Source organism: Arsukibacterium ikkense (assembly GCF_000987775.1).
GTDB classification, from domain to species: domain Bacteria; phylum Pseudomonadota; class Gammaproteobacteria; order Enterobacterales; family Alteromonadaceae; genus Alishewanella; species Alishewanella ikkense.
The window spans coordinates 156674-179285 of the sequence record NZ_LAHO01000009.1 but is presented as its reverse complement, the minus strand read 5'-3'; the positions used below and the strand labels follow the sequence as shown (position 1 = coordinate 179285).

The window sequence follows — 22612 nt, the reverse complement described above, 5'->3', positions numbered from 1 at the left end:
GGTAGAGTCATGCCTGAAAATGCCGTAAAGACACACCAGCTGCCATCCTACTCCGATTTAGCAACACCTACCGCTATATCTTTGACGCAGTAACCCCTGCATAAACACTTTTGAGTTGGTAGATTGTTCATCTCTTCTCAGCTATGACTGTCTATTGTACCCGCCAGGCTGCTATGACTGTCTATTATACCCGCCAGGCTGCTATGACTGTCTATTATACCCGGCTTGACTTGCAGGGCCAAAACAGCAGGCAGATACAGACATTGTGTTTAAGGTTTACCGGTAGTTAGCAGAAGTGCCCACAGGATGGTGTCAGGCGCTGAAAAAACTATGTCGTAGATGGGATTTGTTGTGATTTTCCGGCGCGTAGCAGGCCGGCTGCGACTAATAAGCAAAAACCCGCCGGTTAAGCGGGCTTGTCGGCGTGGTGTTCAGAATCGCAGCTGTCGCATTGGTTACACAAACGCATATTCATAATATGCGCCAGCACCACCAGCGAAGCGCCGACAATTAACACAGCATGCTCATATTCGTGGCCCCATACATCACGTTGCCAGTAGATAAAACCACCTAAAAACAACGAGTAAAAAGGGTAAAGCTTGCGGTGATAGCGATGAAAACCAATAAACAGCGCCACAAAACCAAGTACCATAGTGACCAGCAGCATAATCCGCTCAAAGGCATGATTGTGGCTAATGGTTAGGCCCAGCAGCGGTAGTAGTGGCAATAATACCGGCAGCAAAATACAGTGGATCGCGCAAAGCGATGTCACGGTAATACCGACTTTATCAAATAACACCCTTGTTCTGGCTAACACGATATAAACCCGCTGCGCATAAAAAACAAACGATATAATATAACAAATCAATTAATAATGAAACGCACTGACCAAAATTGTTTTTCGTCAGGCCTCATTGAGCACAGCAGCTGCTGATCCAGCCACTGTACTGTGGCATAATAACGCCATACACATTTTAGCAGGCCCGTTATGGATACCCTACTTAACCAACTTGATGAAAACCTGAAAGAGCTATATCGCAAAGCATTAGATGCCGATGCCGTATTAGAGCAGCTGCAACAACAAGGCCAGGCCAAACATCAAAGCATTTTCCCGGCCAGCAGTGATTTTAAGGTCAACAGTAACCGCTTTATGCCCTATTTAAGCGAAGCGGCTGAGCAGGTGGCAGCAATCCGGCAAAGCCAGCAATTTAATACCGCTACCCTGGCCCGGGTAGTAAAGCAGTTGCAGTTACTACATAAAACACTGGCAGAGTTTCGCCAGGCAGTAAGTAAGTAGCGCTTGATAGCCGACAACTGGCAAAATCGGCAAACGTTACTATGCTTAAGGGTGGGAAATACCGCCAGTTAGAGTAGTGAGCAGGCCATGTTAGTTAACACCGGTACTTTTAACAGTTTCAGTAGCAACGCTAATAGCAATGTTAGCAACAGCGCTGCAGCAGCCGCGCCGTTATTGGCCGAAACCAACTCGCGCCAACGCAGCCTGGACGCAGCAACGGCTACTGCCACGCCCGATGTTACAAGGCCCCGCCAACAGGCGGCAGAGCCGAGCTCAGAGAGCGTGCGGGTCAGTAGCACTATTGGCCTGGCCGCCTCGGCGGGGCAGTTAACCCGTGAGCAAGCGCTGGAAATTTATCGTAATATTGCCCGTTTTTTATAGCAGCGATAAACTGCTGAGCTTGCCACTATTTCAGCATTCATCAATATTATAAAGCCCTGCACTTGCAGGGCTTTTTGCCAGGGGTAACACTGTGTTAGCGTTCTGGATTGCTTACTTTTGGCGGTAGTGAGGCATGCGCAGTAATTTTGGGCTGTAACTGCTTTTTAAACCAGTCTTGCAGCATCACCCGCTCAAATTCAAATTCCGGGGTATTGCCGCGTGGCGACATCCGGCTCATAAAACCCATATCCCGAAACCGTTCTTCACCACCGACCACTTCCTCGCCGTATTGATCCCGCAGCAAATGATTAAAGCGGATAGCCGGGGAATGAATTTCTTTAATTACCCGAATAGGCTGGCCCGTACTGGTGGCAAAGAAATCGACTTCTCCGGCCAGATCGACATCGGTAATAGTAACCTGCCAACTGTAGCCTTCTGGCAACTCGTTAGCAATTTCCTGAAAAAACTTTTCAAAGTTACGCATTACCCGCGCCTGAAAGCGACTGCGTGAGTCATTCGCTGCCCGAATATCTGTAAATTTCTCAGGCTCTTGCCAGTTCACTTCTAATTCGGCGCCCACTGTGGGTGTGCTAAATGCCGCAGCAGACCACACCAGGGCAATTGTTGCTATCAGAAATTTTTTCATTACTACCTCCCACTTGTTAGCCCGATCTTTTAGCACTGTACCATTATCGAACTACGCTGTGCTGTTAGACCACGATCACGATACTTAGTTTAGCTTACTGTCATACTATAGAGCATAACCGGCCGGGCAGGCTGTGCAAATTTGTATTAATAGGCAGGGTAAAGTGTATAAAGTTGTAGCAAAAAAAAAGCCCCCGCTGTTACCCGGGAGCTTTTTTTCAGCAGAGCGGGATTACATCATACCGCCCATACCACCCATGCCGCCCATATCAGGCATGCCCGGGGCATCATCTTTTGGTAACTCAGTGATCATCGCTTCGGTAGTGATCATCAGTGAACCAATTGACGCGGCAAACTGCAATGCTGAACGGGTTACTTTGGTTGGATCCAGAATACCCATTTCCAGCATGTCGCCGTAAACGTCGGTCGCGGCATTGTAACCGTAGTTACCGGTGCCTTCTTTCACCTTGTTTACTACCACTGACGGCTCTTCACCGGCGTTGGCCACGATTTGACGCAGTGGTGCTTCCATGGCGCGCAGGGCAATTTTAATACCGTGCGTCTGGTCTTCGTTAGCACCGGTTAAGCTGGTCAGTTTAGCGGCAACCCGAACCAGGGCTACACCACCGCCAGGTACCACGCCTTCTTCAACAGCTGCGCGGGTAGCGTGTAATGCATCTTCTACCCGGGCTTTTTTCTCTTTCATTTCCATCTCAGTGGTGGCGCCCACTTTGATAACCGCCACACCGCCAGCCAGTTTGGCCAGTCGCTCTTGCAGCTTCTCTTTATCGTAGTCAGAGGTGGCTTCTTCGATTTGTTGGCGAATTTGCTTCACCCGGCCATCAATCGCACCTTGCTCACCCGCACCATCAATAATGGTAGTGTTGTCTTTAGTAATAACAACGCGCTTAGCAGTACCTAAATCTTCCAGCGTGGCTTTTTCCAGTTCCATACCGATTTCTTCAGAAATAACGGTACCACCGGTTAAAGTCGCAATATCCTGTAACATGGCTTTACGACGGTCACCGAAACCTGGCGCCTTAACCGCTGACACTTTGACAATGCCGCGCATGTTATTGACTACCAGCGTAGCTAAGGCTTCGCCTTCTAAATCTTCAGCAATGATTAACAGCGGCTTGCCTGATTTGGCTACACCTTCTAGTACCGGTAATAACTCACGGATATTAGAAATTTTCTTGTCAACCGTCAGAATAAACGGGCTGTCCAGTTCTACCTGGCCGGCTTCCTGGTTGTTGATGAAGTACGGCGACAGGTAACCACGGTCAAACTGCATACCTTCAACCACGTCCAGCTCGTTGGCTAAACCCTGGCCTTCTTCAACGGTGATCACGCCCTCTTTACCCACTTTATCCATGGCATCGGCGATAATTTTACCAATTTCTTCGTCAGAGTTAGCAGAAATAGTACCTACCTGTGCAATGGCCTTAGTGTCGGCACAAGGTTGAGACAGGGTTTTCAGCTCGGCAACGGCAGCAATTACCGCTTTGTCGATACCGCGCTTTAAATCCATTGGATTCATGCCGGCAGCAACGGCTTTTACGCCTTCGTTAATGATATTTTGCGCTAACACAGTAGCAGTAGTAGTACCATCACCGGCTTCGTCGTTGGCTTTAGAGGCAACCTCTTTTACCATTTGCGCACCCATGTTTTCAAACTTGTCTTCTAATTCAATTTCTTTAGCAACCGATACACCGTCTTTGGTGATAACCGGTGAGCCAAAAGATTTGTCCAGAATAACATTGCGGCCTTTCGGGCCAAGCGTTACCCGCACCGCGTTTGCCAGAATGTTTACGCCCTTGAGCATTTTATTGCGAGCTTCGTCGCCAAAACGTACGTCTTTTGCAGCCATTTTAAAATTCCTTAATTCAGTTCTAAGTTAAACGATGAGTCAACGTGCGGCTAAAGCGCACGACTTAATCGAGGATCACACCTAAGATGTTGTCTTCTTTAGTGATCACAAACTCCTGACCGTCTACTTTTTCAGTGCGCTCTACATAGGCACCAAATAATACTTTGTCGCCAACTTTTACATCTAACGGCTTAACGTCACCGCTGTCTAAAATGCGACCATTGCCAACCGCAACGACTTCGCCACGGCTTGATTTTTCGGCAGAAGCACCAGTTAAGACGATGCCACCCGCTGACTTGCTTTCTGCTTCTAAGCGTTTGATGATGACACGGTCATGTAATGGACGAATATTCATGCTCTAATCTCCTAAAGCGTTTTTTGAGTTTTAACATGGGTGTTAAAATGTGTGTTCGGTATATGGGGCGGCCGCGAAAAAAATCCAAGGGGCAAACTAAAAAATTCTTATTACCCGACTATGTTGGCAGCGATTAACTGACTTTCTTAAGCATTAATTAAGTAAGCAATGAAATAATTGCCGGCAACAACAGGTCTACTGGCAGCAGGACTTTGTCGCAAGCAAAAAGACCAAGCAGCCTGTTTTGACGTATAGTGACGCTGATTAAATAATGCCGGTTTTAGCCAGCGCTCAGCATTTCAACAAGAAGGTTTAACTGATGTATAAAGTGTTTTTGCTGCCATTTGTACTGTGGTTTTCATTGCTGGGGTTAACGTTCAGTGCAGCACCCAGCCAGGCGCAGCAGCGCTCAGTGCTGGATAGCCTGCTGCAGGCAGATGACAAGTTTTTGCCGGTTGACCAGGCCTTTGTTATGGACTTTCGCCAGGTAGACAACGAACTGATCGTTAGCTGGACCATTGCCGACGGCTACTATATGTACCGCGACAAATTTAAGTATGGCGGCGTGGCGGTCAGTTTTTCTCATCCAAGCTACCCGGCCAGCATGCAAATAGAAGATGAGTTTTTTGGGGTAACTGATGTCTATTTCCATCAATTGACTCTGAAAATTCCGCTGGCCGATATCAGCGAAGATGCGTTTTTACGCATTCAATATATGGGGTGCGCTGAGGCGGGCTTATGTTACCCGCCAATCAACAAAGAAATTCCGATATCAATGCCAGGGAAGTCGGTAGCCGCTGCCACAACAGAAACAGCTTCAGCTAGCCCTACCTCCAGCCAGTATGGCCTGGCTGAGCGGCTTAGCACTGGTTCTATCTGGCTGAATATGAGCGTGTTTTTTCTGTTAGGTCTGGGCCTGGCCTTTACCCCCTGTGTGTTTCCGATGTACCCCATTTTAAGCAGTATTATTGTTGGCCAGGGTAAACAACTCAGTACCCGCCGTGCCTTTAGTTTGTCGTTCAGCTATGTGCAGGGTATGGCCATTATGTATTCGCTGCTGGGGCTGGTAGTAGCCAGCTTAGGGGTGAAGTTTCAGGCCTGGATGCAACACCCGGCGGTACTCATTACTGCCGCTGTTATTTTTGTACTGCTGGCACTGGCGATGTTTGGCAGTTTTAATTTTCAGCTACCGTCAAGCTGGCAGGCAAAAATCAGGAACGTTAGCAATAAGCAGCAGGGCGGCAGCTTAAAAGGCGCTTTTGTGATGGGCGCCTTATCCGGCCTGATAGCCTCACCCTGCACCACGGCACCCTTATCAGCCGCGTTATTGTACGTCGCACAAAGCGGTGATTTACTGCTGGGTGCACTCACCCTGTATATTCTCAGCCTGGGTATGGGTATACCGCTGATCTTACTGGGTACCTCTGGTGGCAAACTGCTGCCCAAAGCTGGTGCCTGGATGAACATAGTGAAAACGGCGTTTGGTTTTGTGCTGCTGCTGGTACCAATTATTCTGCTGGAGCGCATTCTGCCATTCTGGCAAATTGTGCTGCTGGCGTCGCTGTTAAGCCTGCTGGTAACGGGCTACTTATTTAAGCTGCTGTTTGAACAGCCGGGTAGCACGGCCAAAGCCAGCCTGCTGCTAATTGGCCAGTTATTGCTGTTAACTACCATCCTGTTTAACTGGCAGTACTTCAGCCCGGGCCAGCCCGCTGCTGCAGCTGCCAGTGCCCAAAGCCCAACCGGCCAGTTTATCGAGGTCGCCGATTTGGCAGAGCTTGAACAACAACTGACACTGGCCAGGGCCGCCAATCAATACACCCTGGTCGACTTATACGCCGACTGGTGTATTGCCTGTAAAGAGTTTGAGCAATTAACCTTTCCGGCAGCACAAGTGCAGGCGCATACCAGCAAGATGCGGCTGATTAAAGTGGATGTCACTAAAATGAGCCGCGCTGATGAGCGGCTACTGAACCACTATCAAGTGCTGGGCTTGCCTACGCTGTTGTTTTTCAGCCCGCAGGGTGAGGAACTGACGAATTCCAGGGTTACCGGCTTTATGGCCGCCACGCCCTTTGCCGAGCATCTGGCTGCTATCACTCAACTATAGCCTGCAGCAACAGGGCCAGTCCGTTGCCCTTTCACTAGGGCTGGCCCGCACTTTTGCTGCATTTTTCTCTTTCAACGTTGCCAACCTTTTGCTTACTCTGGCTGATAAGACCAGTATTTTGCTGCCATTTGTCACGATTTCACTATAATAAGGCGCTTATCTGGCGATAAAGGGCACCACAATGTTGGCTATTTAAGCAAACAGGTGCATTTTTAAGCTGGCTCTCGTAAGATAAAACTTATTCATTACATTTAGCGGATATACAGCACAAATGGCGGCAAACTACCGGATTTTATTATTAAATGGTCCTAATCTGAACATGCTGGGCAGCAGAGAGCCTGCCGTGTATGGCGCTGCCAGTCTCAGCGATATTGTCAGCGAGCTGGAAAGTGCAGCCAGCACAATGAATGTCAGCCTGAGCCATTTTCAGTCAAATGCTGAACATGAACTTATCGCTGCTATTCAGCAAAGCCTGGGGCAACAAGACTATATATTAATTAATCCGGGTGCTTACACTCATACCAGCGTGGCCATTCGCGACGCCTTGCTGGCAGTAGCTATTCCGTTTATAGAAATTCATTTATCCAACGTGCATGCCCGGGAAGCGTTCCGGCGACACTCTTATTTAGCTGATATCGCCAAAGGCGTGATCTGCGGTTTAGGTGCCAAGGGTTACCACTATGCGCTGGACGCAGCGGTAGCAGCATTACAAACAACCAAATAAATTAACTAACATCAGGCGACAGACATGGATATTAGAAAAATTAAAAAATTGATCGAATTGCTCGAAGAGTCAGGCATTTCTGAGCTGGAAATAACCGAGGGTGAAGAGTCTGTACGGATAAGCCGGCACAGCCCGGCGCCGCAATATGCGCCAATGCCACAAATGCACTATGCTCAGCCGCCGATGCAGGCGCAGGCGCCAGCAGCACCGGCAGTGACCGCTGAGCCCGTTAAAGCTGCTTTTACTGGCCAGGTTGTTAAATCACCAATGGTTGGTTCGTTCTACCGGGCAGCTTCGCCTACCTCTAAAGCCTTTGTTGAAGTGGGCCAGACAGTTAAAGTAGGTGATACCCTGTGTATTGTTGAAGCCATGAAGATGATGAATCAGATCCAGTCTGACAAAGCAGGCGTGGTAAAAGAAATTCTGGTTGAAAACGGCGACCCGGTCGAATTTGATCAGCCGTTATTTATTCTCGAATAACCCAAAAGGCTGACCGATGCTAGAAAAAGTACTTATTGCCAACCGGGGAGAGATTGCGTTGCGTATTTTACGCGCCTGCAAAGAACTCGGGATCAAAACGGTGGCGGTGCACTCCACCATCGACCGTAACTTAAAGCACGTGCTGCTGGCCGACGAAACCATTTGTATTGGCCCGGCGCCGTCACCACAAAGTTATTTAAATATTCCGGCGTTAATAGCGGCAGCTGAAGTCACCAATGCCCAGGCGATCCACCCGGGTTACGGTTTTTTAGCCGAGCGGGCTGACTTTGCCCAGCAGGTAGAAGAAAGCGGCCTGGTGTTTATTGGCCCACACCCGGATTCTATCCGCTTAATGGGCGATAAAGTCTGCGCTATTGAAGCGATGAAAAAAGCCGGTGTACCCTGCGTACCGGGCTCTGACGGTGCGGTAGGTGATGACCCGGCCACCAATAAAGTCATTGCCAAGCGCATTGGCTACCCCATTATCGTTAAAGCCTCTGGCGGTGGCGGTGGCCGCGGTATGCGGGTGGTACGCAGCGAAGAAGAACTGGTTAATTCTATTGAGATGACCAAAGCGGAAGCGAAAGCAGCCTTTGGTAACGATATGGTGTACATGGAAAAATTCCTGGAAAACCCACGGCATATCGAAATTCAGGTATTAGCCGACGGCCAGGGCAACGCTATTCACTTAGGTGAGCGTGACTGCTCTATGCAGCGCCGCCACCAGAAAGTAGTGGAAGAAGCGCCAGCGCCGGGCATTACACCAGAGTTGCGGGCCTTTATCGGTGGCCGTTGTGTCGATGCCTGTAAAGTGATGAATTATCGCGGTGCCGGTACCTTCGAGTTTTTGTTTGAAAACGGCGAATTTTTCTTTATTGAGATGAACACCCGTATTCAGGTGGAACACCCGGTAACCGAAATGATCAGCGGAGTCGACCTGATTAAAGAACAGCTGCGGGTTGCCTCTGGCATGCCGTTAACGCTGAAACAGGAAGACATCGTCATTCGTGGCCATGCGGTGGAGTGTCGGATCAATGCTGAAGATCCGGTGACCTTTATGCCCTCGCCAGGGAAAATTACCCGTTTCCACCCCGCCGGTGGTAATGGTGTGCGTTGGGATTCGCATATTTACGCTGATTACACCGTACCGCCAAACTACGATTCAATGGTCGGTAAGCTGATCACCTACGGTGAAACCCGGGATATCGCTATCGCCCGCATGCGTAATGCACTGGACGAACTGCTGGTAGAAGGCATTAAAACCAATATTGCGCTGCATAAAGATATCATGCGCGATGTTGAGTTTTGCAAAGGCGGCACTAATATTCATTACCTTGAGAAAAAGCTGAATATGAAGTAAGCCCAGCTTTAACCAGATTAAAGGCCGCAATTGCGGCCTTTTTGCTATAATGCGCCAAAATTGCTGCAAGAGAGCCAACATGCCCTGGATCCAATTACGTATTAACACCACTGAAGATAAAGCTGAGCAAGTCAGCGATATGCTGCAAGGCTGGGGTGCCCAGGCGGTGAGTTTTGTCGATGCGCACGACACCCCGATATACGAGCCGATGCCAGGTGAAGTGATTTACTGGACTAACACTGTGGTGGTGGGCCTGTTTGACGCTGAGCACCCGATGGATAAGGTGTTAAGCCAATTACAGAAAGTGGCCTTTTTTAAAAACGGCGTCGAGTACAAACTGGAACAACTGGAAGACAAAGACTGGGAACGCGAGTGGATGGACAACTTTCATCCGATTAAATTTGGCAGGCGCTTATGGGTATGCCCCAGCTGGCGCGATATTCCGGACCCTACTGCAGTAAACGTGATGCTCGACCCCGGCCTGGCGTTTGGCACCGGCACCCACCCCACTACCGCTTTATGCATGCAGTGGCTGGATCAGCATATTCAACCTGAGCAAACCGTGGTCGATTTTGGCTGTGGTTCCGGTATTTTAGGCATAGCAGCACTGAAACTAGGCGCAAAACGGGTGGTTGGTATCGATATTGACCCGCAGGCGATAGAAGCCAGTACTGCCAATGCCGCGCGCAATAACGTTAGTGGCCAGATAGAGCTGTACCTGCCGAAAGACCAGCCGCTTTTGCAAGCCGATGTGGTGGTGGCCAATATTCTGGCCGGGCCACTGGCTGAGCTAAGCCAGGTAATAAGCGCCTATGTCAAACCCGGTGGTCTGCTGGCGTTATCAGGCATTTTGCAAAGTCAGGCGCAAAGTGTCATGGCCGCCTACCAGCATGAATTCAGCTTTGAGCCGGTAGCTGAGCAAGAAGAATGGGTACGCTTAAGCGCACGTAAAAATGGCGGTTAACTGGCAAACACACTGGTGACAAAACAGACAGCCTTACAATTATCTTTTTGCGCAGGCCATTGTTTACGGGTTGGCAGTTACAGGAAAACACGCCTTTTCAGCCTTTTAGCGAATGTCAATCCCTCAAAGGCCACATTAATTAGCCTTTTGTTTAAATAATAACCTTTGCTTTGTTGGCAAAAATCCGTAAACTTAGCGCCCCTTACGGGTAGAGCCTTGGATTACATGGTGCGCATAGGTCCTTATCAGTTAGCGAACAAGGTTATTTGCGCGCCGATGGCTGGCGTGACAGATCACACTTTTCGAGAGCTTTGCCGGCGGTTTGGAGCTGCTTTAGCTGTCTCTGAAATGCTGTCGAGCAATCCGCTGGTCTGGCAAAGCGAAAAGTCGCAAAACCGGATGGGTCATCGTCAGGAGTCGGGTATTCGCTCGGTGCAGATTGCCGGTAGCGATCCAGAACAAATGGCTGCAGCGGCGCAATACAATGTTGAGATCGGTGCCGATATTATCGATATCAACATGGGTTGCCCGGCCAAGAAAGTGAATAAAAAACTGGCAGGCTCGGCGTTATTGCAATACCCCGAGCTGGTAGAAAAAATTATTCGCGCCGTGGTTAACGCAGTACCAGTACCGGTAACGCTGAAAATTCGCACCGGCTGGGATCCAGAGCACCGCAATGGGGTGCAGATTGCCCGTTTAGCAGAACACAATGGCATACAGGCGCTGGCAGTGCATGGCCGCACCAAGGCCTGCATGTACAAAGGCGAAGCCGAGTACGATACCATTAAAGCCATTAAACAGGCGGTGTCGCTACCTGTTATAGCCAATGGCGATATTACTACGCCGGAAAAAGCACAGTTTGTGCTCGATTATACCGGTGCCGACGCCATTATGATTGGCCGTGCGGCACAGGGGCGCCCCTGGATTTTCCGGGAAGTGGCCCATTACCTGGCAACAGGTGAAAAACTGGCTGCACCGGCTATCGCTGAAGTGCAGCAAATCATGCTGGAGCATGTGCAGGGCTTACATCAGTTATACGGTGTGCATTTAGGGCCGAAGATCGCCCGCAAGCACGTTGGCTGGTATTTAGCTGAGCATGATGCCCAGGGTGTGTTTCGCAGCGAATTCAATGCTATTGAGCTGGCTGAGCGCCAGTTCGAGGCATTAAATGACTATTTTTATCAACTAGCAGCAACCTAACGTAAAAGAGAAAAGCAATGTTTAATTCGAACGTTACTTCGCCATTTATTACTAACGCCCATGTTCAAACCCAGGAAAAGCCACAAGCTTTAAGCAACGCGGTACAAAAAGCCGTTGCCAACTACCTGCAACAGTTAAACGGTCAGGATGTTGACGACCTGTACGAACTGGTGTTGTCTGAGTTAGAGCGGCCGTTACTGGAAGAGGTGATGAAATACACCCGCGGCAACCAAACCCGCGCCGCTAATCTGATGGGCATTAACCGCGGTACGCTGCGCAAGAAGCTGAAACAATACGGCATGAGTTAATGCCACCGCGAGGCGCCCGCCTCGCCACTAAGCACCTTCGGGTGCTTTTTTATTGGTTGAGTTAAAATCTGATATCTGCAAGCGACAAGAGAGTTTAAGCATGACAACATTACGCCCTATTCGCCGCGCACTGTTAAGTGTGTCTGATAAAACCGGTATCGTGGAATTTGCCCGTGCCTTAGCAGCGCAGCAGGTGGATATTTTATCTACCGGTGGTACCGCTAAGCTGTTAGCGGAGCAAGGTATTCAGGTAACAGAAGTTTCTGATTACACCGGCCACCCGGAAATTATGGACGGCCGGGTAAAAACCCTTCACCCGAAAATTCACGGCGGTATTCTAGCCCGACGCGGCGTTGATGAAAGCGTAATGGCGGCGAACAATATAGGTCCTATCGATTTGGTGGTGGTTAACCTGTATCCGTTTGCCAGCACCGTCGCCAAGAGCGGCTGTACGCTGGAAGATGCGGTAGAAAATATCGATATCGGTGGCCCAACTATGGTGCGCGCGGCAGCGAAAAACCACAAAGATGTGACCATTATTGTTAATGCCAACGACTACGGTACGGTACTGGCCGAGATGCAGGCCAATGGCGGCGCTACCACGCACGCGACCCGCTTTAGCCTGGCGATCAGCGCCTTTGAGCACACCGCGCAGTACGATGGCATGATCGCCAACTACTTTGGCGCTATGTTGCCGGCCTACGATACACCAAGCGAGCCAGCGACTAAATTCCCGCGCACCTTCAATAGCCAATTTGTGAAGAAGCAAGACTTACGTTACGGCGAAAACAGCCACCAGAGCGCAGCCTTTTATGTGCAGGACGGCGCGACTGAAGCCTCGGTATCTACCGCAAACCAGTTACAAGGCAAGGCATTGTCGTATAACAATATCGCCGATACCGATGCGGCGCTGGAATGCGTAAAAGAATTTGCCGAGCCAGCCTGCGTTATCGTCAAGCACGCTAACCCGTGCGGCGTGGCTATTGGTGATTCGATTCTGGCCGCCTATAACCGTGCTTATCAGACCGACCCTACTTCGGCCTTTGGCGGTATTATCGCCTTTAACCGCGAGTTAGATGAAACCACAGCGCAAGAAATCGTTAGCCGCCAGTTTGTGGAAGTAATTATTGCGCCTTCTGCTACTGTTGCGGCCGTTGCCGTAGTAGGCACCAAGCCGAATGTGCGGTTATTAGTCTGTGGTGAATTCAGCGCTGCTACACCGGCGCTGGATATCAAGCAAGTAAATGGCGGCATGCTGCTGCAAGACCGCGACCAGGCCAAAGTGTCTGCCGCGGACTTAAAAGTCGTCACCAAGCGCCAGCCGACCGAACAAGAGTTAACAGATTTACTGTTCTGCTGGAAGGTAGCTAAGTTTGTAAAATCCAACGCTATCGTTTATGTAAAAGACAGCATGACCATCGGCGTCGGCGCCGGCCAGATGAGCCGGGTATACAGCGCGAAAATCGCCGGTATTAAGGCGGCAGACGAGAACCTGGAAGTAACAGGCTCAGTAATGGCCTCAGATGCGTTCTTCCCGTTCCGTGACGGTATCGACGCTGCCGCTGCCGCTGGCATTACCGCAGTAATCCAGCCAGGTGGCTCAATGCGCGACGCTGAAGTGATCGCCGCCGCAGACGAGCACGGTATGGCCATGGTATTTACCGGTGTAAGGCACTTTAGACATTAAAAACTGGCGCCATTAAGCGATAGCGCTACTAAGTATTTGCTTTACTCGTAACAAAAAGGCCGCGCTGCGGCCTTTTGAGTTTTGCATAGCTGTACTTATTTCTTCAGCCATTTCGCCATTTTCGCCTTGGCATCTTTATGGCTGATTACGTTACCTGCGCCTAGCGCTTGCTCACCGCGGGCAATACCTTCAAGTATCGCTGCCCGTTCTTGCAAAAAATCACCAGACAAAATCTGCTGCAGGCTTTCCGTTGAGTGGTTATAGACATAAACCCAGGCGGTAACGATGTCGCCATTATGCAGGGTGATTTGTTGTTGAAGCCGCAGGTACTCACTGGGGGATGCAAAGCCGGGGCCGCATTGTTCATAGGCATCCAGCTCTGCTAGTAAATTTGTTGCTTGCGGTAGCTGATACACCTCACCCATAACCTGCCAGGCGGGGTCGTCACCTGGCACTGCACCGGGGTAATAATCGACCAGATGCAGTTTGGCCTGCAAGTGGCCCTGCCCGACCAGGCTGGCATGCTGCTGCAGTAACTGATAGCAGAAATTGCCGGCGGCGCGGCGCAGGGCGTGTTGACGAAGCGTACCGTACACAAATAAATATTCTGGCATAAACAAAACCTGGTTAAGCAGTAACCGCTAATTCTACATAAATTTAGCCGGGATTGACCATTCCAGCTGAAAGCTATTGCTAATTTCGCAGTAAACCAGACAGGTAAGTGACGCTTTTTTAATTTTTAGGGCCGGCTGAACACTGCCCAGCAATTGGCCAAGCAAGTTGGAAAAATCAGGTTCATGCCCTACCAGCATAGTGTGATGCGGCAATACTGACAGTTGTTGCTGTAACTGCGCTAAAGCGTATTGGCTGTCGGTGCCCAGTGCCAGCCAGTCCAGCTCTTTTGCTTGGGCAAGCTCAGCTTCTTTACATACTATTGCGGCGGTCTGAATGGCTCTTGGATAAGGACTGCTCAATACTATAGCGGGCTCAATATTATGTCGCCCTAAGAACACGGCAACCCGCCGCGCCTGCAAACGGCCTTTTTCAATCAGGCAACGGTCGATATCCAGCTGATTTGGCCGGATAACTTCTGCAGTAGCATGGCGAAGAAAGTATAAGTATTTATTCATGGCGGCCGCAGTTATAACACTTCGTTAAGGCAGATTTATGACAGTAGATTGTTTGTTCCAAATGCTTAGCCCAGTTTAGCACCATTCGGTACCGGGCTATCTACGGTGACCAGCACTATAGCACCGTCTTCCCGGGCAAAGCCGGTGACTAAACATTCCGACTGAATTGGGCCAATTTGCTTGGCTGGGAAATTAACCACTGCCATCACCTGCTTACCCAGTAATTGCTCTTTGCTATACAGGCTGGTTATCTGCGCACTGGATTTTTTAATACCAATTTCGCTGCCAAAATCCAGTTGTAGTTTATAGGCCGGTTTGCGGGCCTGTGGAAAATCGTCCACCGCGATAATGGTACCGACTCTTAATTCTACTTTGGCAAAGTCTTGCCAGCTGATTGTTTCCATAACGCCCTCTGCGCTAAGCTGCTATGCTAATGAAATTAAAGTAAACCGGAGAACGCAATGGCGCAATGGTTAAATGCAACGGTTTCTGAAACCATTTACTGGACCAGCAACTTATTCAGCATTAAAGCCAAAACCGGGCCGCTACCCTTTATTGCCGGCCAGTTTGTGCGGCTGGCAGTTGATGGCCCACAAGGCCGGATCCAACGGGCTTACTCGCTGGTTAACCCACCGAGCAGTGAATACCAGGAATTTTTAGTCAGCACCGTGGCCGATGGTTTGTTATCGCCGTTACTGCAGCAGCTGACGCCTGGCGATACCCTGGGCATCAGCCAGCCGGCCAGTGGCTTTTTTATTCTGGATGAAGTACCCGACGGCGACAATTTATGGCTTATCGCCACCGGCACCGGTATAGGCCCCTATTTGTCGATGCTGGCCACCGATGAACCCTACCAGCGCTTTGCCCATATTATACTGGTGCACAGTGTCAGCAGCGCCGCCGATTTAGCCTATAAAGAATTGATTGAGGGCTTTGTCGCGCAGCACCCGGGGCATTTGCACTATCAACCCATCGTCACCCGCGAGCCCCACCCTGGCGCCTTGCAAGACCGCATCCCAAACTTAATTGTCAGTCATCAGTTGCAACAACACTGCGGCCAGCTGCTAAACCCCAAATCGCAGGTAATGCTCTGTGGTAACCCGCAAATGATCACCGACACCAAAGCGGTACTGGAAAGTATGGGCTTAACCAAAAACCTGCGCCGCACCCCGGGTAATATCACCGTAGAGCAGTATTGGAAATAACACAGGCTTAACTGCTTAAAGCCAGCTGTTGCATTATGGGCCTGATAAAGGCGTCTTTGGCGGCGTTGTATGCCTTTCGATCATTGGCAAACTTACTGGCAGCGTCGCGCTTGAATGTGGCATAGGCGTTTGCCGCTGCGGGGTTCGCTTGCAGGTAATCGCGAAACTGCAACTTCTGCCAGTCTGCTGAATCAGGCAATAGCATATGCAGATGATGCGTACGCCGGCCATGGCTGTCGCGTTTAATAAACCAGGCATAAGCGACATCAGTGTCGCCGGGCGTGCTGGCCCGCCAGAACAGCTGATAACCTCGTGGCACAAGCTGAGCGGCCAGAGTATCGCGCACCCAGCTTAAGCTGGGTACCTCGATTAACATATCTATAATGGGTTTGGCGGGCATGCCGGCGATAGCGGTACTGCCAAAGTGTTCAATCCGGCCGGCGGCGCTGCCCAGCAACTGTTGCCACTGCTGTTTTTCCTGCAAAAAAGACTCTGCCCAGGCAGCAGACCATTCCACTATCTCTACCGGCTCCTGCAATGCCTGTTGTACATTAGCTGAGGTATGGGGGCTGGCGCTATCTGGCATAGGCTGCGGCGCTCTTTAGTAAAGGCTATCTGTTAAAAGATTAGTCATTAAAAAATACCGGCTAACGAGCGCAATAAACCCTGATGCAGCGGTTGTTCAGCGTCGCTCCAGCTCAGGTTAGCTTTATTGGCAAAACTCACCACTTTTACCTGGTACTTGCGCCTATCGGTCGCCAGTTCCCACAACAGTTCAATATTGCCACTATCACCCTGCTTTAACTGCTGCCTGCTGCTTTCCTGCACCATGCCAATACTGTCAGGGGCAATCCGCTCTGCCAACTGAATATCAGTCAGCATGGTGTAGTATTTATCCTGCACCAGCTGGTTGCCAACATATTCAGCCCCGGCCCAGGCGGCCAGCACTACTAAGGCTCTGGCAATATCTTTACCATCAATATTAGTACCGTAAGTGGCATCGGCATATACCGCCACATTACTGGCCCGGCGCTGCGACGCCATCCGTTCAGGCTCAGGTTCAGGCAAGGCAATCCCCGGATACAACAGCTGATGAATTTGCTCCGGGCTCATATTGTATTCGCCACTGGCCAGCACCACTTCTGGCCGCTCTTTTAATACCGTACGCACATTCACCTGCAACCAGTACTGCGCTTGCTGCGGCGAGTCAACCAGCTGATAGCCCCTGCTTAGCAACAGTGCTCGTACGTCGTCAGCCAGTGGCAACTGGTACTCAGCCGCCGTCTGGCGAATATCAATAAAAATGGTGCGAAGTTCGGGCTCTACCGGATCAAGATAAATAGTCTCACTCATCCGGGTTTGCACATCGAGCTTGCCCTTAGCCACTGACGTATGCAGTGCCATACACCCGCTTAATGGCAGCAGCACCAGCATACATATTAGCAAGCGCATTTAGAACAACCCGGCCAGTGAGCGCGCTACGCCATCAGTAAGCTGCGGAGCCGCTTCAGGCCACTTTAAATTCGCCTGATTGGCATAACTCATTACCCGGCTTTGGTATTTGCGCATATCGGTCTGACGCTGATAGCTGGAGCTGGTGCTACCGCTATCGCCTTGCAACAGCTGATGTTCTGAGCGCTCGCTCACCGTGCCGCCAAAGCGCTCCATTATCTGAATGTCGGTAATAGCCGTGTAATACACGTCCTCTACCAGGGCATCAACAATAGTACCGGCCGCTGCGCCAGCCACTGCCGCCCCTAAGCCTGCAGCACCAGAGCCGCCGGTCGCCCGGTGAATGGCATAACCGGTTACCGCACCACCTGCCATACCAGGGCCTGCAGCAAAGGCACGGTTGGCATCACGGCCGTTGGTCCGCCCTACCTGCAGTACATTGGCTTGTAACCAGTAATGTGCCTGGCCCGGGCTATCGATAACCTGATAACCTTTGGCCCGCAGATTAGCCACCACCTGTGGCTTAATATCAAATTCGGGTTTATCAGAGGTATTGCGCACATCAACAAAAATGGTGCGCTGCGCAGGCTCTACCGGATCAAGAAAGATACTGGAGGTCATCTTGGTTTGCACATCCAGATTGCGCTTGGCGACAGAGGTATGCAAGGCGCCACAGCCTGCCAGGCTTATTATTACGCTGCTTGCCAGCGCCAGTTTAAGAATATTCATATTAACCTCACTAAATTAGTACTTAATGCTTTTGGCTATTGTGCCTAAATAAGCTTAATATTATCTGAATAGTTAGCGTTGCGTTAACACAAGCTGGTAAAACAATGTAACTGAATATGTAAAGCAGTGGCAGTGGTTTTTTACGGCCAATTATCTTTACTTTTTTACTGTAGCGGCTACAATACGCGCCGCTCTTTTGATTGTTCTTTATACAGCTGTTTTTAACGCTCTTTTAAAAAAAAGGTAATCGCTATGCATCCGATGTTAAACATCGCCATTCGTGCTGCCCGTAGTGCAGGTAATATTATCGCTCGTGCTTGTGGCCAGTTAGACATGGTGCAAAAGCTGCAAAAAGGCAGCAACGACTTTGTCACCAACGTCGACAAAGAAGCTGAGCAGGCTATAGTGGCAATTTTGAAAAAATCTTTCCCAACCCACGGTATTGTTGGTGAAGAGCATGGCGATTACGGTAACAGCGACAGCGAATTCCAGTGGATCATTGATCCACTGGACGGCACCAGCAACTTTATCAAAGGCATTCCGCATTTCGCGGTGTCGATCGCTTTAAAACACCAGGGTAAACTAGACCAGGCCGTGATCTTTGATCCACTGCGCGGCGAGTTATTTACAGCGTCACGTGGCCGTGGTGCCCAGTTAAATGGCACCCGCATTCGGGTTACTGCCCTGCCAGATATGACCGGCGCCATTCTTGCTACCGGTTTTCCGTTTAAAGCCAAACACCATTTAGACAGCTACAGCAAAATCTTTAACAGCTTTTTTGCCGACTGTGCCGATATGCGCCGCACCGGTTCCGCTGCGCTGGATTTAGCTTATGTCGCGGCCGGCCGTTTTGATGGCTTCTTTGAAATTGGTTTAAAGCCCTGGGATATTGCCGCAGGTGAACTGATAGTGCGCGAGGCTGGTGGTATGGTCTGTGATTTTATCGGCGGTTCTAACCAGATGAAAAGCGGCAACATCGTCGCAGCCAGCCCGAAAGTGCTGCAAGCCATGGTTAAAGGCATGCGCCCTCACCTGTCAGAAACTCTGGCCAAATAAGCTGATAACCTTACCGGCTTAGCCTCTGGCCTAAGCCGGTATTTCCACTGCCAGTCCCTGCTCTGTCCATTCTCTGTAGCCACCTGCCAGGCTTAGCACCTGCTGATATCCCATTTGCTGTAAGGTGCGTGCTGCCAATGCCGAACGATAACCGCCACCGCAATACAACACGATTTTCTGCTTTTTATCCTGTACTGTCTGTTCAATATCCCGCTCGATAATCCCTTTGCCCAGATGCATGGCTTCAGGTAAATGGCCTTTAGCCCATTCATGGTCTTCCCGGATATCCAGCAGCACATAGGGCTGATTATGTTGCAGTAACTCACTGATGCTTATTTCGTTTATTTCAGCTTTCGCCTGATTAACCAGGGCAATAAAGCCTGGTGCATGTTGGCTTGCCATAGTATTTCCTTCGTCAAAAAAAATGCCAGTCACAGACTGGCATTTTTAGCATATAAAAAACAACTTTACAGCAGGGGCTCAGTGCCCTCGCCTTCTTTTTCCGGCGGAGGCGGTGGCAACATATCTTCGCGGCTAATCCCCAGTTGCACGGCAAGCGAGCTGGCGACAAACACCGAAGAGTAAGTACCAATGGCAATCCCGAACAGCAAGGCAGTAGCAAAGTTATGAATAAGCGCGCCGCCCATGGTAAACAGCACAATTAATACAATTATGGTGGTTAATGAGGTCACAACCGTCCGGTTTAAGGTGGCGGTAACCGCATCGTTAATGGTTTCATGCACGGTTGAGTCGCGCAGCTTGCGAAAGCTTTCCCGAATACGGTCAAATACCACTATGGTGTCATTTATTGAATAACCAATCAGCGCCAGAATAGCCGCCAGTACGGTTAAATCAAACTCCAGCTGCAGCAATGAGAACAGCCCCAGCGTAATAATGACATCATGGCCCAGTGACAGCACGGCACCTACCGATAAACGCCATTCAAAGCGCATGGTGACGTACAGCAAGATGCCGATTAAGGCTGCCAGCATAGCTAAGCCGCCCTGTTCTTTTAACTCGTCGCCGACACTGGGGCCAACAAACTCAACCCGGCGCATTTCAATCGGCTCGCTGGAGGTCACTGTTAACGCAGTTAGCACCTGATTGGAAATGGTCGATTGGTCAATGCCTTCACGCGGCGATATTCTGATCGCCACATCTTCACTGGAACCAAAATACTGCACCACGGCATCAGGGTAGCCGCTATCGGCCAGTACCTGACGTACCTGTGATAAATCAACGCCGCCTCGGTAACCCACTTCAATAACGGTACCGCCAGTGAAGTCCAGGCCCCAGTTCATACCTTTAACGGTAATGGTTGCCAGCGAGGCAATAACCAGTAAACCGGATAAGAACAGCGCCGGCATTTTAAACCGCATAAAATTCAGCGGCTCGGTAAAGCGAAATATTCTCACACCGCCTCCTTACATTGGCAGTGACTGCACGCGGCGGCCACCCCAGAATAAATTAACCAGCAACCGGGTACCGACTACTGAAGTAAAGATTGAAGTCAGAATACCGATAGCCAGGGTGATGGCAAAGCCTTTCACCGGGCCAGTACCAATGCCAAACAAAATCAGTGCCACCAGCAAGGTGGTAATGTTGGAGTCAGCAATGGTGGCAAAGGCGCGGTCGTAACCCTGATGAATCGCTTGCTGCACGCTGCGCCCTTCAGCCAGCTCTTCACGGATCCGCTCAAATATCAGTACGTTGGCATCTACCGCCATACCTACTGTTAATACAATACCGGCCATACCGGGTAAGGTTAATGTGGCGCCTGGGATCATCGACATAAAGCCGGTGATTAAAATCAGGTTGGCAATCAATGCCACATTGGCAATTAAGCCAAAAGCCCGGTAGTACAGCACCATAAAAATCAGCACGACTATCATGCCCCACATAATAGCGGTCATACCCAGATCAATGTTTTCCTTACCAAGGCTTGGGCCTATGGTGCGTTCTTCAATGATCTGCGTTGGCGCTATTAAGGCGCCTGCCCGCAACAACAATGCCAGGTTTTGCGCTTCAGCCGGGTTGTCGATGCCGGTAATGCGGAAGCTGCGGCCTAAACGCGCCTGAATGGTTGCGGCATTAATCACTTCTTCAAACTTCACCAGCACCGGAGTGCCGTCTTCGTTGCGTTGCTCACCCGGCTTGTATTCAATAAACACGGTAGCCATTTGCCGGCCAATGGTACTGCGGGTGGCATTTGATAATAAATTGCCGCCCTGCGCATCCAGTGAAATGCTCACCTGTGGCCGCGAATATTCGTCGTAGCCTGAGGTAGCGCCGGTGATATGGTCACCGGTTAGCATGGTACGGTTTTCCAGCAAATACGGCTGACCATTGCGGTCGCGGTACAAGCTGGCACCTGCCGGCAGGCGGCCGTCTAAGGCAGCACCTAAATCGGAATCGTTGTCGACCAGCCGGAATTCCAGGGTTGCAGTGGCGCCCAGAATTTCTTTGGCCTGAGCCGGGTCTTGCACGCCCGGTAGCTGGACGATGATCCGATCAGCGCCCTGACGTTGCACCAGCGGTTCAGCCACACCAATTTCATTTACCCGGTTGCGGATAATAGTAATGTTCTGCTCCAGCGCATACTCCCGAATTTCCCGCACCCGGTTTTCACTTAAACTTACCAGCAGGCTGTGTTCAGTACTACCGTCGCTGAACACTAACTCACGGTCATTTTTACTCAGTGCCGCCCGGGCGGCAGCCACATCTTCAGCACTGCGTAGTAAAATTTGCACCTGACCGCGATCTAAATCTGCCTGCACCGCGCGATAACGTACCCGCTCTTCGCGTAAATCAGCCCGGAATGCCTGCACTAAATCGTTAATGTTCTTGTCGATAGCGGCTTTCATATCCACCGCCATCAGAAAGTGCACGCCACCACGTAAATCCAGGCCTAACTTCATCGGGCTGGCGCCAATAGCGCGCAGCCAGCCGGGTGTCGTCGGCACCATATTCAGTGCGGTAATGTAGCTACTACCTAACTGGCGGCCAGCCACTTCCCGCGCCCGCAACTGATCATCAGCACTGTTAAAGCGGGCCAGGATCTGGCCCTCAGTCAGGGTAACTGACTTAGCGCTGATATTGGCGGCAATAAACGCCTGCTCAAGTTCAGCACGGGTGGTTTCACTGACCACACCGCCGCGGCTGGCATTAATGTTTAATGCCGGATCTTCTGGGTATACGTTGGGTAAGGCATACAGGAATGCTGCCAGCAGCAACCCTAATACCACTACATACCGCCAGAGAGGATTTTTGTTTAACACAAGTTGATCCTTTTAATAAACGCAGTCGCTTACAGCGACTTTAACGTGCCTTTTGGTAACACAGCACTGATCGCTGATTTTTGTACAGTAACTTCGGTACCTTCATTTATAGCCACGGTAACAAAGTCTTTGTCGTCAGCAATTTTAGTGATCCGGCCAACAATGCCGCCCTGGGTCAGCACTTCGTCGCCCTTACCTAACGCAGACATCAGATTGCGGTGCTCTTTAACCCGCTTGGCTTGCGGCCGGTAGATTAAGAAATAGAAAATTAAGCCAAAGGCCAGCAACATAATAATTAAATCCCAACCACCACCTTGTGGTGCGGCGGCGCTGTCGGCGTAGGCGTTGCTGATAAATAGACTCATGGTTATCCCCTTATTA

The 22612-nt window shown here is 50.4% G+C and carries 25 protein-coding genes and 2 pseudogenes; 12 read left to right on the top strand and 15 right to left on the bottom strand.

Annotated features, from left to right (window positions below; translation table 11 throughout):
• Positions 1 to 406 precede the first annotated feature (406 nt).
• Positions 407 to 817 (bottom strand): MerC domain-containing protein, encoded by a 411-nt coding sequence (locus WG68_RS10805; RefSeq protein ID WP_046557713.1) that lies wholly within the window; start codon positions 815 to 817, stop codon positions 407 to 409.
• 171 nt (positions 818 to 988) lie between these two features.
• Between WG68_RS10805 and WG68_RS10800 the strand changes: the two genes are divergently transcribed.
• Positions 989 to 1297, top strand: coding sequence for a hypothetical protein (locus WG68_RS10800; RefSeq protein WP_046557690.1), 309 nt, complete (start codon positions 989 to 991; stop codon positions 1295 to 1297).
• Positions 1298 to 1384: 87 nt separating this feature from the next.
• Positions 1385 to 1678, top strand: coding sequence for a hypothetical protein (locus tag WG68_RS10795; RefSeq protein WP_046557689.1), 294 nt, complete (start codon positions 1385 to 1387; stop codon positions 1676 to 1678).
• Positions 1679 to 1772: 94 nt separating this feature from the next.
• Here WG68_RS10795 and WG68_RS10790 read toward each other — a convergent pair whose 3' ends face one another.
• The 3 genes from WG68_RS10790 to WG68_RS10780 form a co-directional block, all read right to left on the bottom strand.
• Positions 1773 to 2324, bottom strand: coding sequence for a DUF3016 domain-containing protein (locus WG68_RS10790; protein ID WP_046557688.1), 552 nt, complete (start codon positions 2322 to 2324; stop codon positions 1773 to 1775).
• Between the two features lie 231 nt (positions 2325 to 2555).
• The gene (groL, locus tag WG68_RS10785; protein WP_046557687.1) at positions 2556 to 4193 is read right to left on the bottom strand and encodes a chaperonin GroEL; all 1638 of its coding nucleotides are present in this window, start codon (positions 4191 to 4193) and stop codon (positions 2556 to 2558) included.
• A 64-nt stretch (positions 4194 to 4257) separates the two neighbouring features.
• Entirely contained in the window at positions 4258 to 4548 is a 291-nt protein-coding gene (locus WG68_RS10780) for a co-chaperone GroES (protein ID WP_046554672.1), read from the bottom strand.
• 319 nt (positions 4549 to 4867) lie between these two features.
• Here WG68_RS10780 and WG68_RS10775 point away from each other — a divergent pair, with 319 nt between their 5' ends.
• From WG68_RS10775 to purH, 8 genes are all read left to right on the top strand, one after another.
• Positions 4868 to 6658: a protein-disulfide reductase DsbD gene (locus WG68_RS10775; protein WP_052749054.1), complete on the top strand. Its 1791-nt coding sequence runs from the start codon at positions 4868 to 4870 to the stop codon at positions 6656 to 6658.
• A 271-nt stretch (positions 6659 to 6929) separates the two neighbouring features.
• Positions 6930 to 7382 (top strand): type II 3-dehydroquinate dehydratase, encoded by a 453-nt coding sequence (gene aroQ, locus WG68_RS10770; RefSeq protein WP_046557686.1) that lies wholly within the window; start codon positions 6930 to 6932, stop codon positions 7380 to 7382.
• A gap of 24 nt (positions 7383 to 7406) precedes the next feature.
• Positions 7407 to 7862 (top strand): acetyl-CoA carboxylase biotin carboxyl carrier protein, encoded by a 456-nt coding sequence (gene accB, locus WG68_RS10765; protein WP_046557685.1) that lies wholly within the window; start codon positions 7407 to 7409, stop codon positions 7860 to 7862.
• Positions 7863 to 7878: 16 nt separating this feature from the next.
• Complete coding sequence (gene accC / locus WG68_RS10760; RefSeq protein ID WP_046557684.1) at positions 7879 to 9222, top strand: acetyl-CoA carboxylase biotin carboxylase subunit; 1344 nt, start codon at positions 7879 to 7881, stop codon at positions 9220 to 9222.
• A gap of 79 nt (positions 9223 to 9301) precedes the next feature.
• Positions 9302 to 10186 (top strand): 50S ribosomal protein L11 methyltransferase, encoded by an 885-nt coding sequence (prmA, locus tag WG68_RS10755; RefSeq protein ID WP_046557683.1) that lies wholly within the window; start codon positions 9302 to 9304, stop codon positions 10184 to 10186.
• Between the two features lie 225 nt (positions 10187 to 10411).
• Complete coding sequence (dusB, locus tag WG68_RS10750; RefSeq protein WP_083981860.1) at positions 10412 to 11386, top strand: tRNA dihydrouridine synthase DusB; 975 nt, start codon at positions 10412 to 10414, stop codon at positions 11384 to 11386.
• 17 nt (positions 11387 to 11403) lie between these two features.
• Positions 11404 to 11694 (top strand): DNA-binding transcriptional regulator Fis, encoded by a 291-nt coding sequence (fis, locus tag WG68_RS10745; RefSeq protein ID WP_046557682.1) that lies wholly within the window; start codon positions 11404 to 11406, stop codon positions 11692 to 11694.
• A gap of 100 nt (positions 11695 to 11794) precedes the next feature.
• The gene (purH, locus tag WG68_RS10740) at positions 11795 to 13381 is read left to right on the top strand and encodes a bifunctional phosphoribosylaminoimidazolecarboxamide formyltransferase/IMP cyclohydrolase (RefSeq protein WP_046557681.1); all 1587 of its coding nucleotides are present in this window, start codon (positions 11795 to 11797) and stop codon (positions 13379 to 13381) included.
• A gap of 95 nt (positions 13382 to 13476) precedes the next feature.
• Here the strand turns inward: purH and WG68_RS19845 are convergent.
• The 4 genes and pseudogenes from WG68_RS19845 to WG68_RS10725 form a co-directional block, all read right to left on the bottom strand.
• Positions 13477 to 13602 (bottom strand): annotated as a pseudogene (locus tag WG68_RS19845) (type II toxin-antitoxin system Phd/YefM family antitoxin); the annotation flags it as partial.
• 3 nt (positions 13603 to 13605) lie between these two features.
• Positions 13606 to 13995 (bottom strand): annotated as a pseudogene (locus WG68_RS10735) (gamma-glutamylcyclotransferase family protein); the annotation flags it as partial.
• A 33-nt stretch (positions 13996 to 14028) separates the two neighbouring features.
• On the bottom strand, positions 14029 to 14511 hold the full coding sequence (locus WG68_RS10730; RefSeq protein ID WP_046557680.1) for a SixA phosphatase family protein: 483 nt from the start codon (positions 14509 to 14511) through the stop codon (positions 14029 to 14031).
• 65 nt (positions 14512 to 14576) lie between these two features.
• On the bottom strand, positions 14577 to 14915 hold the full coding sequence (locus WG68_RS10725) for a tRNA-binding protein (RefSeq protein WP_046557679.1): 339 nt from the start codon (positions 14913 to 14915) through the stop codon (positions 14577 to 14579).
• A gap of 57 nt (positions 14916 to 14972) precedes the next feature.
• Between WG68_RS10725 and WG68_RS10720 the strand changes: the two genes are divergently transcribed.
• Entirely contained in the window at positions 14973 to 15716 is a 744-nt protein-coding gene (locus tag WG68_RS10720) for a ferredoxin--NADP reductase (RefSeq protein ID WP_046557678.1), read from the top strand.
• Positions 15717 to 15723: 7 nt separating this feature from the next.
• On the opposite strand, the gene WG68_RS10715 is transcribed toward WG68_RS10720, so the two are convergent.
• Genes WG68_RS10715 through WG68_RS10705 form a run of 3 tightly spaced genes read right to left on the bottom strand, consistent with a single transcriptional unit; the run spans position 15724 to position 17897 of the window.
• Complete coding sequence (locus tag WG68_RS10715) at positions 15724 to 16302, bottom strand: GrpB family protein (RefSeq protein ID WP_046557677.1); 579 nt, start codon at positions 16300 to 16302, stop codon at positions 15724 to 15726.
• A gap of 47 nt (positions 16303 to 16349) precedes the next feature.
• Positions 16350 to 17168, bottom strand: a complete 819-nt coding sequence (gene traT / locus WG68_RS10710) for a complement resistance protein TraT (RefSeq protein WP_046557676.1) — start codon at positions 17166 to 17168, stop codon at positions 16350 to 16352.
• Positions 17169 to 17897 carry a complement resistance protein TraT gene (locus WG68_RS10705; RefSeq protein ID WP_046557675.1) on the bottom strand — a complete coding sequence of 243 codons (729 nt, stop codon included), beginning with the start codon at positions 17895 to 17897 and terminating at the stop codon, positions 17169 to 17171.
• A 252-nt stretch (positions 17898 to 18149) separates the two neighbouring features.
• On the opposite strand from WG68_RS10705, the gene suhB reads away from it, so the two are divergent.
• Positions 18150 to 18953 (top strand): inositol-1-monophosphatase, encoded by an 804-nt coding sequence (gene suhB, locus WG68_RS10700; RefSeq protein WP_046557674.1) that lies wholly within the window; start codon positions 18150 to 18152, stop codon positions 18951 to 18953.
• A gap of 30 nt (positions 18954 to 18983) precedes the next feature.
• Here the strand turns inward: suhB and WG68_RS10695 are convergent, their stop codons facing one another.
• The 4 genes from WG68_RS10695 to yajC all read right to left on the bottom strand — a co-directional run bounded on the left by WG68_RS10695 (position 18984) and on the right by yajC (position 22596).
• Positions 18984 to 19355, bottom strand: coding sequence for a rhodanese-like domain-containing protein (locus WG68_RS10695; protein ID WP_046557673.1), 372 nt, complete (start codon positions 19353 to 19355; stop codon positions 18984 to 18986).
• Between the two features lie 65 nt (positions 19356 to 19420).
• A complete protein-coding gene (gene secF, locus WG68_RS10690) occupies positions 19421 to 20368 on the bottom strand; it encodes a protein translocase subunit SecF (RefSeq protein WP_046557672.1) in 948 nt (315 codons plus the stop codon).
• Between the two features lie 9 nt (positions 20369 to 20377).
• Positions 20378 to 22231, bottom strand: coding sequence for a protein translocase subunit SecD (gene secD / locus WG68_RS10685; RefSeq protein ID WP_046557671.1), 1854 nt, complete (start codon positions 22229 to 22231; stop codon positions 20378 to 20380).
• Between the two features lie 29 nt (positions 22232 to 22260).
• Positions 22261 to 22596 (bottom strand): preprotein translocase subunit YajC, encoded by a 336-nt coding sequence (gene yajC / locus WG68_RS10680; RefSeq protein ID WP_046557670.1) that lies wholly within the window; start codon positions 22594 to 22596, stop codon positions 22261 to 22263.
• Positions 22597 to 22612 lie beyond the last annotated feature (16 nt).

Coding starts and splice junctions, on each gene's coding strand:
- WG68_RS10800 (WP_046557690.1), top strand. CDS start 989: ATGGATACCCTACTTAACCAACTTGATGAAAACCTGAAAGAGCTATAT.
- WG68_RS10795 (WP_046557689.1), top strand. CDS start 1,385: ATGTTAGTTAACACCGGTACTTTTAACAGTTTCAGTAGCAACGCTAAT.
- WG68_RS10790 (WP_046557688.1), bottom strand. CDS start 2,324: ATGAAAAAATTTCTGATAGCAACAATTGCCCTGGTGTGGTCTGCTGCG.
- groL (WP_046557687.1), bottom strand. CDS start 4,193: ATGGCTGCAAAAGACGTACGTTTTGGCGACGAAGCTCGCAATAAAATG.
- WG68_RS10780 (WP_046554672.1), bottom strand. CDS start 4,548: ATGAATATTCGTCCATTACATGACCGTGTCATCATCAAACGCTTAGAA.
- WG68_RS10775 (WP_052749054.1), top strand. CDS start 4,868: ATGTATAAAGTGTTTTTGCTGCCATTTGTACTGTGGTTTTCATTGCTG.
- aroQ (WP_046557686.1), top strand. CDS start 6,930: ATGGCGGCAAACTACCGGATTTTATTATTAAATGGTCCTAATCTGAAC.
- accB (WP_046557685.1), top strand. CDS start 7,407: ATGGATATTAGAAAAATTAAAAAATTGATCGAATTGCTCGAAGAGTCA.
- accC (WP_046557684.1), top strand. CDS start 7,879: ATGCTAGAAAAAGTACTTATTGCCAACCGGGGAGAGATTGCGTTGCGT.
- prmA (WP_046557683.1), top strand. CDS start 9,302: ATGCCCTGGATCCAATTACGTATTAACACCACTGAAGATAAAGCTGAG.
- dusB (WP_083981860.1), top strand. CDS start 10,412: ATGGTGCGCATAGGTCCTTATCAGTTAGCGAACAAGGTTATTTGCGCG.
- fis (WP_046557682.1), top strand. CDS start 11,404: ATGTTTAATTCGAACGTTACTTCGCCATTTATTACTAACGCCCATGTT.
- purH (WP_046557681.1), top strand. CDS start 11,795: ATGACAACATTACGCCCTATTCGCCGCGCACTGTTAAGTGTGTCTGAT.
- WG68_RS10730 (WP_046557680.1), bottom strand. CDS start 14,511: ATGAATAAATACTTATACTTTCTTCGCCATGCTACTGCAGAAGTTATC.
- WG68_RS10725 (WP_046557679.1), bottom strand. CDS start 14,915: ATGGAAACAATCAGCTGGCAAGACTTTGCCAAAGTAGAATTAAGAGTC.
- WG68_RS10720 (WP_046557678.1), top strand. CDS start 14,973: ATGGCGCAATGGTTAAATGCAACGGTTTCTGAAACCATTTACTGGACC.
- WG68_RS10715 (WP_046557677.1), bottom strand. CDS start 16,302: ATGCCAGATAGCGCCAGCCCCCATACCTCAGCTAATGTACAACAGGCA.
- traT (WP_046557676.1), bottom strand. CDS start 17,168: ATGCGCTTGCTAATATGTATGCTGGTGCTGCTGCCATTAAGCGGGTGT.
- WG68_RS10705 (WP_046557675.1), bottom strand. CDS start 17,897: ATGAATATTCTTAAACTGGCGCTGGCAAGCAGCGTAATAATAAGCCTG.
- suhB (WP_046557674.1), top strand. CDS start 18,150: ATGCATCCGATGTTAAACATCGCCATTCGTGCTGCCCGTAGTGCAGGT.
- WG68_RS10695 (WP_046557673.1), bottom strand. CDS start 19,355: ATGGCAAGCCAACATGCACCAGGCTTTATTGCCCTGGTTAATCAGGCG.
- yajC (WP_046557670.1), bottom strand. CDS start 22,596: ATGAGTCTATTTATCAGCAACGCCTACGCCGACAGCGCCGCCGCACCA.